Origin of the sequence: Peribacillus tepidiphilus (assembly GCF_009466385.1) — a bacterium.
Taxonomy (GTDB): Bacteria; Bacillota; Bacilli; order Bacillales; family DSM-1321; genus Bacillus_BN; species Bacillus_BN tepidiphilus.
Map to the genome: position 1 here is coordinate 82,098 of NZ_WIAQ01000004.1, position 16,462 is coordinate 98,559.

General features: G+C 39.8%; 14 protein-coding genes. 1 reads left to right on the top strand and 13 read right to left on the bottom strand.

Features of this window, described 5'->3' with window-relative positions:
- The 5 genes from rpoZ to GD441_RS04510 form a co-directional block, all read right to left on the bottom strand.
- The gene (gene rpoZ / locus GD441_RS04490; RefSeq protein ID WP_153124145.1) at positions 1–207 is read right to left on the bottom strand and encodes a DNA-directed RNA polymerase subunit omega; all 207 of its coding nucleotides are present in this window, start codon (positions 205–207) and stop codon (positions 1–3) included.
- 1 nt (position 208) lies between these two features.
- A complete protein-coding gene (gene gmk, locus GD441_RS04495) occupies positions 209–826 on the bottom strand; it encodes a guanylate kinase (RefSeq protein WP_153124147.1) in 618 nt (205 codons plus the stop codon).
- A gap of 12 nt (positions 827–838) precedes the next feature.
- On the bottom strand, positions 839–1,102 hold the full coding sequence (gene remA / locus GD441_RS04500; RefSeq protein ID WP_153124149.1) for an extracellular matrix/biofilm regulator RemA: 264 nt from the start codon (positions 1,100–1,102) through the stop codon (positions 839–841).
- Positions 1,103–1,160: 58 nt separating this feature from the next.
- Positions 1,161–2,036, bottom strand: a complete 876-nt coding sequence (locus GD441_RS04505; RefSeq protein ID WP_153124151.1) for a YicC/YloC family endoribonuclease — start codon at positions 2,034–2,036, stop codon at positions 1,161–1,163.
- A 99-nt stretch (positions 2,037–2,135) separates the two neighbouring features.
- A complete protein-coding gene (locus GD441_RS04510; RefSeq protein ID WP_153124153.1) occupies positions 2,136–4,823 on the bottom strand; it encodes a calcium-translocating P-type ATPase, SERCA-type in 2,688 nt (895 codons plus the stop codon).
- A 172-nt stretch (positions 4,824–4,995) separates the two neighbouring features.
- Between GD441_RS04510 and GD441_RS04515 the strand changes: the two genes are divergently transcribed.
- On the top strand, positions 4,996–6,705 hold the full coding sequence (locus GD441_RS04515; RefSeq protein WP_153124154.1) for an Rqc2 family fibronectin-binding protein: 1,710 nt from the start codon (positions 4,996–4,998) through the stop codon (positions 6,703–6,705).
- A gap of 116 nt (positions 6,706–6,821) precedes the next feature.
- Here the strand turns inward: GD441_RS04515 and pyrE are convergent, their stop codons facing one another.
- The 8 genes from pyrE to GD441_RS04555 are packed head-to-tail and all read right to left on the bottom strand — an operon-like array spanning position 6,822 to position 16,328.
- Positions 6,822–7,454: an orotate phosphoribosyltransferase gene (gene pyrE, locus GD441_RS04520; protein WP_153124157.1), complete on the bottom strand. Its 633-nt coding sequence runs from the start codon at positions 7,452–7,454 to the stop codon at positions 6,822–6,824.
- Entirely contained in the window at positions 7,451–8,167 is a 717-nt protein-coding gene (gene pyrF / locus GD441_RS04525; RefSeq protein ID WP_153124159.1) for an orotidine-5'-phosphate decarboxylase, read from the bottom strand. The genes pyrE and pyrF overlap by 4 nt, the downstream gene beginning before the upstream one ends.
- The gene (locus GD441_RS04530; RefSeq protein WP_153124162.1) at positions 8,139–9,077 is read right to left on the bottom strand and encodes a dihydroorotate dehydrogenase; all 939 of its coding nucleotides are present in this window, start codon (positions 9,075–9,077) and stop codon (positions 8,139–8,141) included. Before GD441_RS04530 ends, pyrF begins: the two co-directional genes overlap by 29 nt.
- The gene (locus tag GD441_RS04535) at positions 9,074–9,853 is read right to left on the bottom strand and encodes a dihydroorotate dehydrogenase electron transfer subunit (RefSeq protein WP_153124164.1); all 780 of its coding nucleotides are present in this window, start codon (positions 9,851–9,853) and stop codon (positions 9,074–9,076) included. The genes GD441_RS04530 and GD441_RS04535 overlap by 4 nt, the downstream gene beginning before the upstream one ends.
- Entirely contained in the window at positions 9,850–13,062 is a 3,213-nt protein-coding gene (carB, locus tag GD441_RS04540; protein ID WP_153124166.1) for a carbamoyl-phosphate synthase large subunit, read from the bottom strand. Before carB ends, GD441_RS04535 begins: the two co-directional genes overlap by 4 nt.
- Positions 13,041–14,147 carry a carbamoyl phosphate synthase small subunit gene (locus GD441_RS04545; RefSeq protein ID WP_153124168.1) on the bottom strand — a complete coding sequence of 369 codons (1,107 nt, stop codon included), beginning with the start codon at positions 14,145–14,147 and terminating at the stop codon, positions 13,041–13,043. Before GD441_RS04545 ends, carB begins: the two co-directional genes overlap by 22 nt.
- Positions 14,144–15,430: a dihydroorotase gene (locus tag GD441_RS04550; RefSeq protein WP_153124170.1), complete on the bottom strand. Its 1,287-nt coding sequence runs from the start codon at positions 15,428–15,430 to the stop codon at positions 14,144–14,146. Before GD441_RS04550 ends, GD441_RS04545 begins: the two co-directional genes overlap by 4 nt.
- Positions 15,393–16,328, bottom strand: coding sequence for an aspartate carbamoyltransferase catalytic subunit (locus GD441_RS04555; RefSeq protein ID WP_153124172.1), 936 nt, complete (start codon positions 16,326–16,328; stop codon positions 15,393–15,395). Before GD441_RS04555 ends, GD441_RS04550 begins: the two co-directional genes overlap by 38 nt.
- Positions 16,329–16,462: the final 134 nt, after the last annotated feature.

The following is a 16,462-nucleotide window of genomic DNA, read 5'->3' on the forward strand; positions in this document are numbered from 1 at the left end:
TTATTTTTCTTCGTTGCCGTTTGTATAGGTTAAAATTCCGGCATGAATTTCTTCCAACGCTTTCCCGACATTTTTATGGGAAACGGGCTTTTTCAATTTTGTATCATTGTTTACTTGCAGCTGTCTTGCTCTTTTTGCAGCTACAGAAACAAGGGAATACTTTGAATCAATTTTATTTAATAAAGAATCAATAGATGGATATAACATCTTATTCAACCTCCAACATTTTTTTATAACGTTTTGCAACTCTTTCTCGTCTGCAGTGCTCTGCGATCACAATTGCTTTAATTCTCTCGCACGCAAGCTCCACTTGATCATTCTCGACAACATAGTCATATAAATCCATCATTTCAAGCTCTTCTTTTGCTGTTTGAAGACGCTTGGAAATGACTTCATCCGTTTCTGTTCCTCGTGTGACGATGCGGTTCCTAAGCTCCGAAAGGCTTGGTGGAGCAAGGAAAATAAACAATCCATCAGGGAATTTTTCACGTACTTGGCGTGCTCCTTGAACCTCAATCTCTAAGAATATATCACGACCAGACTCAATCGTTTCTCTAACGTAGTCAACAGGTGTTCCGTAATAATTCCCTACAAACTCCGCATATTCCAAAAGCTTTCCTTGTTTGATTAAAGCTTCAAACTCTTCTCTTGTTTTGAAGAAATAGTCCACTCCATCCACTTCACCTTCTCTAGGTTTCCGAGTTGTCATGGAGATGGAGTATTCAAATTTAATATCATCCTGAGAAAACAAAGCCTTTCTCACAGTCCCTTTTCCCACACCGGAAGGTCCGGATAAAACAATTAACAAACCCTTTTCTTTATACATTGTGTACTCCGCCTACCCTTCTTCCACACTATCTTCTCGATCGGACAGCCTAGCTGCTACCGTTTCAGGTTGAACAGCCGATAAAATGACATGATCGCTATCCATGATTATTACCGCCCTTGTTCTCCGTCCATATGTAGCATCGATAAGAAAGCCTCTATCTCTGGCATCTTGAATAATTCTCTTTATAGGTGCAGATTCTGGACTAACGATCGATATAATCCTATTTGCTGATACTATGTTCCCAAAACCGATATTTATTAGCTTAATTGACATCTTTGTCCCCCAGTCATTCTCTTCTATTTTGGGCTGAACCAATTAGTAGTAAACATCATTATTCGATATTTTGAACCTGTTCCTTCATCTTTTCAAGGCTGCTTTTCATTTCGACTACAGAGCCGGCAATTGTAGCATCGTTAGCTTTTGATCCGATTGTATTTACTTCTCTATTCATTTCTTGCACAAGAAAATCTAGCTTTCTGCCAATTAACCCTTCATCTTCCAGTGTTTTTGCGAATTGGCGAATATGACTTTGAAGTCTTGTAAGTTCTTCATTGATATCCACTTTATCAGCAAATATAGCCACTTCATTTAATAATCTAGTTTCATCTACTAAACCAGAAGTATATTCATTCATTTTTTGCTGTAAGCGCTGCTTGTATGCTTCAATAACATTCGGTGCAAATTCTTTTACGTATTCTACAATAGTAGAAATTTTCTTTAATTGTTCTTCCAAATCAGCTTTTAATACCTGCCCTTCCTCCATTCTCATTTTTTTTACCTGAAGGGCGGCATTTCGAACAGCGTCAAGAACAACCTCTTCAAGTTCAGAGCTGTCAGTATGTTCTTCTTCAACTGTAAAAATATTTTCTATATGTACAATATCGCCTATTGAAGGTTTATCATCCAACCCATATTTTTCTTTAACCTTCTCCATCTCTGAAAAGAACTGATCAAGAAGATTCCAATCCAATTGGAGTTTTCTATTAATAAGTCCATCTCCATCAACAGTCACAAATATTTCTGCACGACCTCTTCTAAAATATTCACTCATGGTTTTCTTGATTTTTTCTTCTAATACAAGAAGCTGACGAGGCATACGAAAGTAAAATTCAGTAAAACGATGGTTTACGGTTTTAATTTCAACATTGACGTTGATTTGACCGTTCCCTATGCTGCTTCGTCCAAAACCTGTCATACTTACAACCATGACTTCACATCCATTCTGTCTCTATATTGGCCAAAATAAGCCAAAAACTAAAAAGGTAATAGAGTATAACCCCTACTACCTTTTGAATTATAACATAATTTATTTTGATTTTCTTGCTAAAAATGTCCCTGCCAATAAAAAAGTTGGAATAGATGCCATTCCGATAACTAAAAGCCAGTCTCTTAAAGCAATCGGAACGGTGTGGAACACGGTCTGTAAAGGAGGATAATAAATGACTATAATCATTAGTATTAAGGACGAAAGGACTGACCAAACCAAATATTTATTACCGAAAGGATTTCTTGAAAAAATAGAACGTTCACTGCGACAGTCAAATACATGAATAAGCTGAGCGAGAACAAGTGTTGCAAAAGCTACAGTTTGAGCATATATTAGCTGGTCAGGATGCTGTTTATAGACAATGATGAATGCCAATAATGTCGCTGCTCCTATCAAAAATCCTCTCGAGATGATTTTCCAGCCAAGCCCCCTTGCAAAAACACCTTCTTTCGGATGTCTCGGATTTCTTTTCATTACGTTTTCTTCCGGTTGATCTAGACCTAATGCCATCGCTGGTAAGCCATCTGTAACTAGGTTTACCCAAAGAATTTGAATCGGTACTAATGGGAGCGGCAATGCTAGGATCATTGCAAAGAACATGACAAGGATTTCACCTACATTTGATGCAAGCAAATACCTGATAAATTTCCGTATATTTTCATAAATATTTCTTCCTTCTTTAATCGCTGACTTTATTGTGGCAAAATTATCGTCCATTAATACGAGGGATGATGCCTCTTTTGCTACGTCAGTTCCTGAAATCCCCATTGCGATTCCGATATCGGCTGATTTAATGGCAGGTGCATCATTCACACCATCACCTGTCATCGCTACAATGTGCCCTTTATTCTGCAAGGCTTTCACGATTTTTAATTTATGTTCTGGAGAAACACGAGCAAATACTGCTACATGATCTACCACATCTTCTAGCTCCTTAACGTCCATATCTGATAAGTCTTTTCCTTCAAGAACCTTTTCTTTCCCACGGAAAATACCTAATTGTGTCGCAATGGCTTTTGCTGTAATAGCATGGTCACCCGTGATCATAATCGTTTTGATTCCTGCTTCCCGACATTCTTTTACGGCTTCCTTGACCTCTGGCCGAGGAGGGTCAATCATCCCTTGAAGTCCAATAAATGTTAAATTACTTTCTGCCTCATGTTCGTGAAGTATGATCGTGTTACTTGGGATAGGCTTGTAAGCGATCGCTATCGTTCTTAAAGCTTTTTCTGCTAGGCTATCAATAGAACTTTGTATTTTACTTCGTAGCTCCCCGTTCATGTATAGATTTTTTTCTCCCCATAAAACAGCTTCAGTCTTGGCAATTAATACATCTGGCGCACCTTTTGTTATGACAAATTGACGTCCGTTTTCATCTTTTACAATGACACTCATCATTTTTCGAGAGGAATCAAATGGAAACTCTTTCATGATTGTAAATTTTTCTAACAATTGCTCTTTTGTCAAGCCTGCTTTTAGAGCCGCGATGGCTAGTGCACCTTCTGTCGGATCTCCATCTACTACAATTTGACCCTCTTTTTCATTAATTTCAGCATGATTACACAATAATCCAAAAGTTAATATTTGCTTCAAAGCTTTTTGCTGATTTGGGTCAACCTCTGATTCATCTTTATAAAACCTACCTGTACGATCCATTCCGCTACCTGTAATATTCCAAAGGGTGCCACCATTCCAAACATGTGTGACCGTCATTTTATTTTGAGTCATGGTTCCAGTTTTATCAGAGCAAATAACCGATGCACAGCCAAGAGTTTCAACTGCGGGTAGTTTTCTAACGATCGCATTTTTCTTGATCATACGTTGGACACCAAGTGAGAGGGCAACTGTTACGATTGCAGGCAAACCTTCTGGGATCGCTGCGACAGCAAGCGAAACCCCTGCTAAAACCATCGTATATAAGTCATTTCCCTGAAATACTCCAATGACTACAACCAGCAAGGTTAGGAGTAATGCGGTAGTAATTAATATTTTCCCGAGCTGTTCTAAACGATGCTGAAGCGGAGTTATCAAAGGTTTAGCAGACTGCAGGAGATCAGCAATTTTTCCCATAGCTGTATCCATTCCTGTTGAAACAACAATTCCTTCTCCATTCCCACGTGTTACCATCGTTCCCATAAAAGCCATATTTTCCTCATCACCAATGCTTTCCGCCCCATGATAATTTGGTGCAGCATATTTGATGACAGGAACGGATTCACCTGTTAAAGCCGATTCTTCAATTTCTAAACTAGATGCATACACAATCCGGACATCTGCACCGATACGATCTCCTGCTGCAAACCTAATCACATCCCCTACGACAAGCTCTTTAGAAGGAATCTTTCGCCAGGATCCATCACGTAAAGCTTGAACTTGTGGTGCAGCCATTTCCTTTAGGGCCTCTAGAGATTTTTCGGCCTTCCTTTCTTGAAAAAAGCCAAGAAATCCATTAACAATCACTATGGCAATAATGGCAATGGCATCTACATATTCCCCTAGCAGTCCAGAAATAAGCGTAGCTGCAAGAAGAACCAATACCATAAAATCCTTAAATTGAGAAAAAAAGAGTAAAAGTGCAGACTGCTTTTCTCCTTCTTGTAATTCGTTATAGCCATTTTTTCTCAATCTGTTTTGAGCTTCTTTTTCATTTAAACCGAATTCTTTGCTTGTATGGAGAGCTTGTTCAATTTCTTCCGTTTTCATCTCCCGGAACTTTAAGTCTTGCATCTTCCTTTCCACTCCTATCATCTAAAAAGGGTCGTCTCTCTTCATTCATGCTTATTCAGACTCGTCCAAAAAAATGCTATACTTTATTGGAATTGTAAAGTTGTATGTTGTATGCTTAATAAACCGTTTTAAATAGATAGAAAGATTTTATTAAGAAAAGGAAGAAGAGGATATGTCTTTTGATGGATTATTTACAAAAGCGATGACAGAAGAGCTTTTTGAAAACCTCAACGGAGGTAGAATCAATAAAATTCACCAACCATACAAAAACGAGATCATCATGGTTATTAGGGCAAACGGAAAAAACCATAAACTTCTCCTTTCTGCCCATCCTAGCTATGCGAGAATTCAGCTTACAAATGAAAACTATGAAAACCCTTATGAGCCTCCAATGTTTTGCATGCTTTTAAGAAAACATCTAGAAGGGTACGTCATAGAAAATATTTATCAAAAGGACTTGGATAGAATCATCATAATCGAAGTAAAGGGAAGGAACGAAATTGGGGACGTTTCTTACAAACAATTAATCATTGAGATTATGGGTAAGCATAGCAACATCGTACTAGTTGATAAAGAGCGGAATATGATTCTTGACAGCATTAAACATATTTCGTTTGCAGTCAATAGCTTTAGGGCTATTTTACCTGGTCATGAATACAAGTTTCCACCGGAACAACATAAATCCAATCCGCTCACAGCAGATCGTGACGATATTATAAAGAAAATTGATTTTAACAGCGGCAAAATTGATAAGCAGCTTGTCTCCCAATTTTCCGGTTTATCTCCCTTGTTTGCCCGGGAGGTTGTTACAAGGGCAGGACTAGCAAATCGTGAAACTATACCAGAAGCGTTTCTTTCTTTAATACAAGCCTTTAAAGAAAGAACCTATATCCCGACTATAATGGAACATGATAGGAAGGAAGCATTTTACTGCATACCATTAGAGCAGTTTGGTGGAGAGCGAAAAACATTTACTTCATTAAGTGAAATGCTTGATCGCTACTATTTTGGCAAAGCAGCAAGAGACCGAATAAAGCAGCAGGCCCATGATCTGGAGCGTTTTATTATCAATGAAAAAGAAAAGAATGAAAAGAAAATTAAGAAACTTGAAAAGACGCTGGAAGAAAATAAAAATGCCGATCAATATCAGCTGTATGGCGAATTGTTGACAGCGAACATCTATCAGCTTCAACGTGGGATGAAAGAAATAGAAGTAGTCAATTATTATGATGAAGAAGAAAAAACAGTGGTGATTCCATTAGATCCGCAAAAATCTCCTTCAGAGAATGCACAAAAATATTTTTCGAAATATCAAAAGGCAAAAAATTCAATCGGGGTTATTTCTGAACAAATTGCTTTGGCAAAAGAGGAAGTACAATATTTCGATTCATTGTTACAGCAGCTTGATTCCGCATCTCCAAAGGATATCGAGGAAATACGAGAAGAGCTCGTGGAAGGCGGCTATCTTCGTCAACGCCAAAAAAGAGGACAAAAGAAAAATACCTCAGCAAAGCCACAGCTTGAGAAATACATTTCTTCTACCGGGATAGAAATTCTTGTTGGAAAAAATAATAAACAAAATGAATATCTAACGAATAAGCTTGCAAGAAGAGATGACATCTGGCTTCATACAAAAGATATTCCTGGGTCACATGTCGTGATACGAAATGAAGTTCCTGATGAACAGACATTGAAAGAAGCTGCCATCATCGCCGCTTACTTCAGTAAAGCAAGGGAATCAAGTTCTGTTCCAGTCGATTACACGAAAATTCGCCATGTCAAAAAACCTAATGGTGCAAAACCAGGGTTTGTCATTTATGAAAATCAACAAACACTTTATGTCACACCAGATCCGGATTTGGTCTTACGATTAAAAAGCTAGTTTCCATTTTTTATGACTTCCACAAATTCATCTTGATAAAAATGATGAAAGGGGGCGCACAAAATTCGGCGCCCCTTTTACATATGATAGATTTCTTTTTACTTTTAGTTTTTTCACTATTCTTCCATCCAAGCGGTATTTAAAGGATCTTGGCGCCATTTTGTAAGCTTCTTTATGTCCTTTTCCTCAATATATCCCTTTTCTTTCGCGACTTCGATTAACGTTGAATAATTACTCAAAGAGTAATTCTTAATTCTTTCTGATTCGAGCATTTGTTTTCCTTTTTCGAGTTCGTACGTGAAAATGCTGACAACTCCAAGAACGTCACATCCCTCTTCACGTAATGCTTTTACGGCGGTAATGGCACTGCCACCTGTTGATATAAGGTCTTCAACCACAACAACCTTTTGTCCTGGGACTGTCTTGCCTTCAATTTGCTTGCCTTTTCCGTGACCTTTCGCTTTTGAACGTACGTAGCACATTGGCAATTCCATAAGGTCACTTACCCAAGCAGCATGCGGGATCCCTGCCGTAGCTGTTCCTGCAATTAGCTCAGCGCCAGGGAAGTACTCTTCTATTAATTGTTTCAACCCTTTTGCAATGTCTCTTCTTACTTGAGGATAAGAAAGCGTTAATCTGTTATCACAGTAAATAGGTGATTGAATACCGGATGACCATGTAAAAGGGTTGTTCGGTTGTAAAAATACTGCTTTTATTTCAAGTAGCTGTTCTGCGATCAATCTCTTCATGCTTTTGCTCCTTCCCAGGCTGTTTTAATCGTTACATAGGCTTCTTTCGGGTTTAAAGCTCTGGTGATGGAACGTCCGACTACTATTGCGTTCGTTCCAAGCTCACTAGCCTTTTTCGGTGTCGCAATTCGTTTTTGGTCATGAACCTCATCTGAACTCAAACGGATGCCAGGAGTGACTGTTAAAAAATCATTTCCCAATAAGCTATGTATCTTTTTGACTTCATGGGTTGAGCATACGACTCCGTCAAGACCAGCTTCTTTTGTAAGTTTTGCATAATGCAATACAGACTCCTCCAAAGAAACAGAGACAAGCTGTTCAGACTGCATCTCCTGCTCTGAAGTACTTGTTAGCTGTGTAACAGCAATTAACGCAGGTCTATTTTTACCAGGAGGAGTCCCTTCAATCAACCCTTCAAGGGCAGCCTTCATCATCTTTTTACCGCCAGCAGCATGAACGTTGACTAAATCTATTTCTAATGATGCAAGTCCCTTCATTGCCTGCTTTACCGTATTTGGAATATCGTGAAGCTTTAAGTCTAAGAAAATTTTATGACCACGTGATTTTATTTCTTTAATCATTTCTGGTCCAGATTGATAAAAAAGCTCCATTCCGACTTTGACAAAAAGCTCTTCTCCATCAAAAGCGTTTAAAAACTCATTGACTTTCTCTTTGTTTGGAAAATCAAGCGCGATGATCAATACTTGATTCATGCTTCCAGCTCCTTCCTGTACATTCTGAAATATGCTCGTATCCAAGTTTTTCAAGTAGCGCCGGAAGCTCAGAGATGATTTTCGGACATACAAATGGATCGACAAAATTAGCCGTCCCAACTGCAACTGCGCTAGCTCCTGCATAGAAGAATTCAACCACGTCTTCTGCTGTCGAAATCCCGCCCATTCCGATGATCGGAATATTCACTTGCTGGCTCACCTCATAAATCATACGAATTGCAACAGGCTTGATGGCTGGACCTGAAAGCCCTCCCGTTTTGTTTGCTAGAATTGGTTTAGCTGAACGTAAATCAAGACGCATTCCTAGAAGGGTGTTAATCATTGTAAGTCCGTCTGCTCCTCCATCTTCTACCGCTTTAGCCATTTCAACAATATTTGTTACATTTGGCGATAATTTCACGTAAACTGGTACTTCAGAAACTTCTTTCACTAACTTCGTTAATCTTTTGGCTACTTCCGGATTTGTTCCAAAGGCTATACCACCTTGCTTAACGTTTGGACAGGAAATATTCAATTCAAGCGCATGTACATTGGGTGCTTTAGAGATTTCCTTGGCCACCTTTACATAATCCTCTTCTTGTGAACCTGCTACATTTGCAATGATCGGCAAATTAAATGGTTCTAGCCAAGGAAGTTTATTTTTCAGGACATTTTCTAAACCTGGGTTTTGCAATCCAATGGCATTCAGCATACCCGCATGTGTCTCAGCTACACGAGGCGTAGGATTTCCAAACCTAGGTTCAGGGGTCGTTGCCTTAATCATAATCGCGCCTAATTGGTTTAAGTCATACAACTCACTAAATTCTTTTCCAAATCCAAAACATCCGGAAGCAGGCATTATTGGATTTTTCAACTTTAAGCCAGGAAGTTCAACAGATAATTTGCTCATAGCACTATCTCCCCGGCACGGAATACAGGTCCATCACTGCATACTTTTTTGTACCGATGTCCTAAAGGATCATCTGCTGTATGACAAACACAGGCAAAGCAAGCTCCAATGCCGCAGCCCATTCTTTCTTCAAGAGATAAGAATAGCTTTTGATTTCTAAATCGCTCTTGTAATGCTTTTAGCATCGGAGTCGGTCCGCAGCTATAAACGACATCGAACCGGATTTGTTTTTCTTCGATGATATCTGTTACGAACCCTTTATAACCAGCTGAACCATCAGCTGTGGCAATGTAAGTCAGTCCTAAACCATTAAATTCCTCAGCATAAAAAATCTGATCCTTTGTTTGAAACCCTAATACATGAACGACACTCACATCGTGATCTACCAAACTTTTTGATAATTCAAAGAGAGGAGGTACACCGATTCCACCGCCTACGAGAAGTGCGGTATGTCCAGGAAGTGCTTCATTTACAGGGAAACCGTTCCCTAGCGGCCCTAGTACATCCACTTCTTGACCCGGCTTTTTCTCAGAAAGTAGCTTAGTTCCCCTACCTTCCACCCGATAAATCATGGTGAATTCCTTTTTCATACGGTTGATCGAACAAATGCTGATAGGTCTTCGTAAAAGTGGCTCAAAGCTTTCAGACACTTTAATATGAACGAATTGACCTGGATTCTTCATTTCAGAAACGAGCTCACCCTTTAGGGTAAGCTCGAAAATATGTTTGGCAATTTCTTTTTGGGATACAACGGAAAGCTTTTCATTCTTAATCATGAAAGCACCGCCTCGTTTATTTTAGCTGCTGGATTCATCGCTTCAGCGGAGAACGTCATCGATTCTATTACTCGTAAAATGGCTTCTGCTGTATCAAGTGATGTTAAACAAGGGATTCCGTTTTCGACTGATTCGCGACGAATTCGGAACCCGTCTCGCTCAGGCTGTTTTCCTTTTGTTAATGTGTTGATAACGAATTGTGCTTCTCCATTACGAATGACATCTAAAAGTGTTAGTCCCTCTGAACCGATTTTATTAACAATTTTTACAGGAATACCATGCTCTTTTAACATAGCTGCCGTACCACTTGTAGCGATTAGCTGGTATCCGATGTTATAAAAACGTTTCGCAAGCTGAAGCGCTTCCTCTTTGTCCTTATCCGCAATGGTTAAAAGGACACTTCCATATTCTTTAATTTGAATCCCGGATGCGACAAGACCTTTGTAGAGTGCTTTTTCTAAGGTCAAATCTTTCCCCATAACCTCTCCGGTTGATTTCATTTCAGGACCTAACGTGATATCCACTCTACGAAGCTTCGCAAAAGAGAACACAGGTACCTTTACATAAACGCCTTTTTTCTCTTCTATTAGGCCTGATTTATAGCCCAGCTCCTCTAGGCTTTGACCTAATATTACCCTCGTCGCTACATTTGCCATCGGAACATTCGTAATTTTACTTAAAAATGGCACCGTACGACTTGAACGAGGATTCACCTCAAGCACATACAATTCACCTTTAGAAACAACATATTGAATGTTTAATAGACCAATAATGTTTAAGCCTTTAGCTAATTTAATGGTATATTCCATGATCTTATCTTTTATATCTTGCGTTATGTTTTGTGGCGGATAGACTGCGATCGAATCTCCAGAGTGAACACCGGCGCGTTCAATATGCTCCATAATTCCAGGAATCACAACATCGTTTCCATCTGAAATAGCATCCACTTCCAATTCTTTTCCAATCAAATAACGGTCAATTAAGACTGGATGCTCAGGATTCACTTTTACCGCATGTTCCATATACAGTAACAGTTCCTCTTTTTTGTAGACGATTTCCATCGCTCTTCCACCAAGTACGTAAGAAGGACGCACGAGTACTGGATATCCAATTTCTTCAGCAATTTTTACAGCTTGATCGACAGAAGTTGCTGTTTTTCCTTTTGGCTGAGGAATGCCAAGCTCTGTCATTGTTTGCTCAAACTTATCACGATTTTCAGCACGGTCTAAATCTTCAAGGGAAGTACCGAGAATTTTTACCCCGCGGTCAACCAACTGAGCGGCAAGATTGATCGCTGTTTGTCCTCCGAACTGAACCACTACTCCTTCTGGCTGCTCTAGGTCGATAATATGCATGACATCTTCAATCGTTAGCGGCTCAAAATAGAGCTTGTCAGAAATACTGAAATCTGTTGAGACGGTCTCTGGATTGTTATTAATAATAATCGCTTCATAGCCGGATTCTTTAATCGCCCATACAGAATGAACTGTTGCGTAATCAAATTCGACTCCCTGCCCAATACGGATTGGACCAGATCCAAGTACAACCACACTCTTTTTTTCCGTTACGATGCTTTCATTTTCCTCTTCATATGTTCCATAAAAATACGGAGTTTCAGATTCAAATTCTGCCGCACACGTATCTACCATTTTGTAAACCGGTAGTAAACCATTTTCTCTTCTCCACCTATAGATCGTCTTTTCACTGTCATTCCATAATTTTGCGATCGTTTTATCAGAAAACCCTAGCTTTTTGGCTTTTCGAGCTATTTCTAGTTGAAAAGGATGAGCCGCCAAATCGCTTTCAAGTCGAATTATGTTTTCGATTTTCTTAAGGAAGAATAAGTCGATCTTGCTCCACTCATGAATGGTATGAAGTGTTACACCTCTCCTAATTGCTTCTCCGATATAAAACAGGCGCTCATCTCCTGCTTTTCGGATTCTCTTTTCTATCGTTTCATCTGAAATTTTGTCTGCTTCCTTTATTTCAATGTGATAGATTCCGCACTCTAAGGAGCGGACAGCCTTTAACAAAGATTCTTCTAATGTACGACCGATCGCCATAACTTCGCCTGTGGCTTTCATTTGTGTTCCTAGGTGTCTGTTTGCAGCTTCGAACTTATCAAAAGGCCATCTAGGTATCTTGGAAACTACATAATCCAATGCAGGTTCAAAGCTAGCATATGTTTTACCCGTAACAGGGTTCATCATTTCATCTAACGTAAGTCCGACAGCAATCTTTGCAGCTAATTTTGCGATTGGGTATCCTGTCGCTTTTGAAGCAAGAGCGGATGATCGGCTTACACGCGGATTAACCTCAATGACAAAGTAGTTGAAGCTGTATGGATCCAGTGCAAGCTGGACGTTACACCCACCTTCAATTTTCAAGGCACGAATGATTTTAAGGGATGCATTCCTTAATAATTGGTATTCACGATCACTTAATGTTTGGCTCGGAGCTACTACAATCGAATCTCCTGTATGTATCCCTACAGGATCAATGTTTTCCATGTTACACACAACGATGGCGTTATCATTTGAGTCACGCATGACTTCATACTCAATTTCTTTGAAACCAGAGATGCTTTTTTCTAAAAGGCATTGATGTACCGGGCTATTTTTCAAACCACTCGTCACAATCTCGATCAATTCTTCTTCGTTTGAGCAGATTCCTCCACCTGTTCCCCCAAGCGTGTATGCAGGTCGCACAATAATTGGATAACCAACTTGAGCAACAAATGTGTACGCTTCATCTAATGAATGTATGATTTCACTATCCGGTACAGGCTCCCCCAATTCATTCATCAAGCTTCTGAATAAATCTCTGTCTTCCGCCTGCTGGATGGCAGATAGCTTAGTACCAAGAATTTCAACCCCACATTCTTCTAATACGCCCGCTTCTGCTAACTCTACTGCTAAATTCAAACCTGTTTGCCCTCCGAGTGTAGGAAGAAGTGCATCCGGACGTTCTTTGCGGATAATTTTGCTTACAAATTCAAGTGTTAAGGGCTCGATGTATACCTTATCGGCTATCTCTGGATCTGTCATGATTGTTGCTGGATTAGAGTTTACTAGGATCACTCGATAGCCCTCTTCTTTTAAGGCGATACAGGCTTGTGTTCCTGCATAATCAAATTCTGCCGCCTGACCAATGACAATGGGTCCTGAACCGATTACTAAAATACTTTTTATATCTGTACGTTTTGGCATTTTTTTACTCCCTTCCCTTTTGCCGCTTCAATCAAGTCCATAAACTGATCAAACAGCTCATTTGCATCCTCTGGTCCTGGTGAAGCTTCAGGATGATATTGAACAGTAAAAGCAGGATATTTTTTATGTTTTAACCCTTCAACCGTACCATCATTTATTGCGATATGTGTAATTTCTAAATCCGTCTGCTTAACCGATCTTTTTTCAACAGTATAGCCATGATTTTGTGAGGTTAAAGCGACTTTTCCTGTTTGCAAATCTTTTACAGGATGGTTAGAGCCTCTATGACCAAATTTTAAGCGCTCTGTGTTTGCTCCATTTGCTAAAGCAAATAGCTGATGCCCTAAACAAATTCCAAATAAAGGAACCTCCCCTTGAACTCCTCTGATCATCTCTATTGCATGCGGCACATCCTTCGGGTCACCAGGTCCGTTTGATAGCATGATGCCGTCCGGACTTAAATTCAATATTTCTTCAGCTGTCACATGATACGGAACAACGACTACATCACAATCTCGTTTGTTCAGTTCCCGAAGAATCCCATGCTTCATTCCAAAATCTACTAATACAACTCTATATCCTCTTCCCGGACTCGGATAGGCTGTTTTCGTTGATACCCTTTTTACTTGATCATTTGGAAGGACCGTTGCTTTAAGTTGTTGCAAAATCTCTTCCACTGGTTTTTCCGTGCTACAAATGGCCCCTTTTAACGTTCCATACTTGCGAATAATGCGTGTCAACTTTCTTGTATCGATTCCTAAAATTCCTGGAATTCCTTTCATCCTAAAATACTCATCTAACGTACACTCACTTCTCCAGTTTGAAGGGAAATCTGCAACTTCTTTCACAACAAATCCGTGAATAGCTGGAGTAATGGATTCAAAATCATCCCGGTTCATACCATAGTTTCCAATCAGAGGATACGTTAATGTGACGATTTGCCCACAATATGAAGGATCTGAAAGAATTTCCTGATATCCTGTCATTCCCGTGTTAAAAACGACCTCTCCTATTTTTTCAACATCTGCTCCAAATGCTTCACCTATAAAAATTGTGCCATCTTCTAAAATCAGTTGTCTTTTCATGCTTTCACACTCCCTTTCTGCCAAACTAGTTTTCCTTCTATAAATGTTGCTACCGGCCATCCTTTACATTTCCAACCAGTAAAAGGGGTGTTTTTTCCTTTCGATGCAAATTCATTCGGGTTGATTTCTTTTTCCAATTCCAAATCTATGAGTGTTAAATCTGCAATCGAACCTTCCTCTAACTTACCAAATGGCAAGTTGAAAGCTTTCGCTGGTTTGATCGTCAAGAAGTCTATTAGTTGTTTTAAAGTGAGGATTCCTTTTTGTACAAAGTGTGTATAAAGAAGCGGGAACGCTGTTTCCAATCCTACGATCCCGAAAGGAGCAAGCTGCATGCTTTCCGCTTTTTCCTCCGCTGTGTGTGGTGCATGATCTGTTGCAATAAAATCGATGGTTCCGTCAAGTAGACCGTTTATTAAAGCTTCTTGATCTTCTTTCCCTCTTAATGGAGGGTTCATTTTAAAGTTCGGTTCAAGCCCTGGAATATCGTCCTCACATAACAGGAGATGATGTGGTGTGACTTCTGCCGTTACTTTAATTCCTGCTCTTTTGGCATCTCTTACCACCCGAACTGATTCCTTGGTAGAAATATGACAGACATGATAATGGCAATCAGCTGCTTCTGCTAGCAATACATCTCTCGCAATATGTACGGATTCGCACACGGACGGAATGCCGTTCAATCCATGTTTTCTTGAAAAATTCCCTTCATGAACGGAGCCTTTATTAATCAACGTATTTTCTTCACAATGAGCCACAATCGCCATGTTCATTTCAGCTGCCTTTTTCATCGCTTCAAGCATCATGGCTGCAGATTGAACACCTACTCCATCATCAGTAAACGCGAAGGCACCTGCATTTTTTAAGGCTTCGAAATCGGTTAACTCTTGCCCGAGCTCACGGATTGTAATGGAACCATATGGAAGGACCCTAACAAGAGCCGTTTCTTCAATTCTTTTCATTAGCCATTCCAACTGCTCTTTCCTGTCTGGAACCGGCCTAGTGTTAGGCATAGCAGCAATCGTGGTAAATCCGCCTTTTGCAGCTGCAAGCGTCCCGGTTTCAATGGTTTCTTTCTTTTCTCCTCCAGGCTCTCTTAAGTGAACATGTAAATCAATAAAACCTGGAGCGATTAGAAGTCCTGTTGCATCCATTACCTCATGGTTAGCCGCTTCGATTTGCTTGTTTATTTCAATGACCCGATTGTTTTCCACCTTTATATCGGCTTTTTTCAACGTTCCATCCTTAGTAAGCAATTGACCATTTTTTATGACGATTCCCATATCCCGTTCCTCCTTCTACGTTTTGTAGTGCTCGTTTTAAAACAGCCATTCTGACAAATACCCCATTTTGCATTTGTTTAAAAATTCTTGATCGCTCGCATTCTATGAGGTCACCGTCTATTTCCACATCTCGGTTGACTGGTCCTGGGTGCATGATAATTGCATGTGGCTTCATTGTTTTTTCTCGCTCTTTCGTTAACCCGTATGTATATAGATAATTTTCTTTTGAAAACGAAGTCTTTTCACTATGGCGCTCATTCTGAATTCTGAGCAGCATGACGACATCAGCAGTTGTTACTGCTGAATGAAGATCTTCATACTTTCCTGTCGTGATGCTTGCATCAAACCATTCTTTTGGACCTGAGAATATAACCTTTGCCCCTAATCGGGTAAGGGCATCAGCATTCGACCGGGCTACGCGGCTGTGACGAATATCTCCAATAATAGCGATTTTTAACCCTTGAAAGCTTCCAAACTCTTGTTTAATCGTAAGTAAATCAAGCAAGCTTTGAGTTGGGTGATGTCCGCAGCCGTCTCCCGCATTTATAACTGGTATACTTACCTTACCGATCAACTCATTAAAATATTGATCTTGGCTGTGTCGAATGACAACCGTATGAATCCCTATAGACTCTAAAGTTTTTACTGTATCGTAAAGAGTTTCACCCTTTTGTACGCTTGAGGTTGATGCTTCAAAAGGAATCACTTCTAGTCCTAGCTTTCTTTCTGCTATCTCGAAACTGCTTTTTGTCCGTGTACTATTCTCAAAAAAGAGATTGGCTGCGAATAATGGATTTTTTGGTCTCCAAACCTCTCCCTCCGAGAACAGTTGAGCATCATTCAAGATCTTCATGATTTCTCCTGTAGTTAGTTCGCTAGTGGTCAATAAATGCTTCATATAAGAAGCCCCCTTTACGATTATTTTTAAAGGAAACTCGCGGATTGGCGAGCCTTGCGAAGGCGAAGACAGAAGCGTAGATGCACCTATACAGATAGGAAAGTTTTATACTCTCCTATCTGCCAAAAAAACAC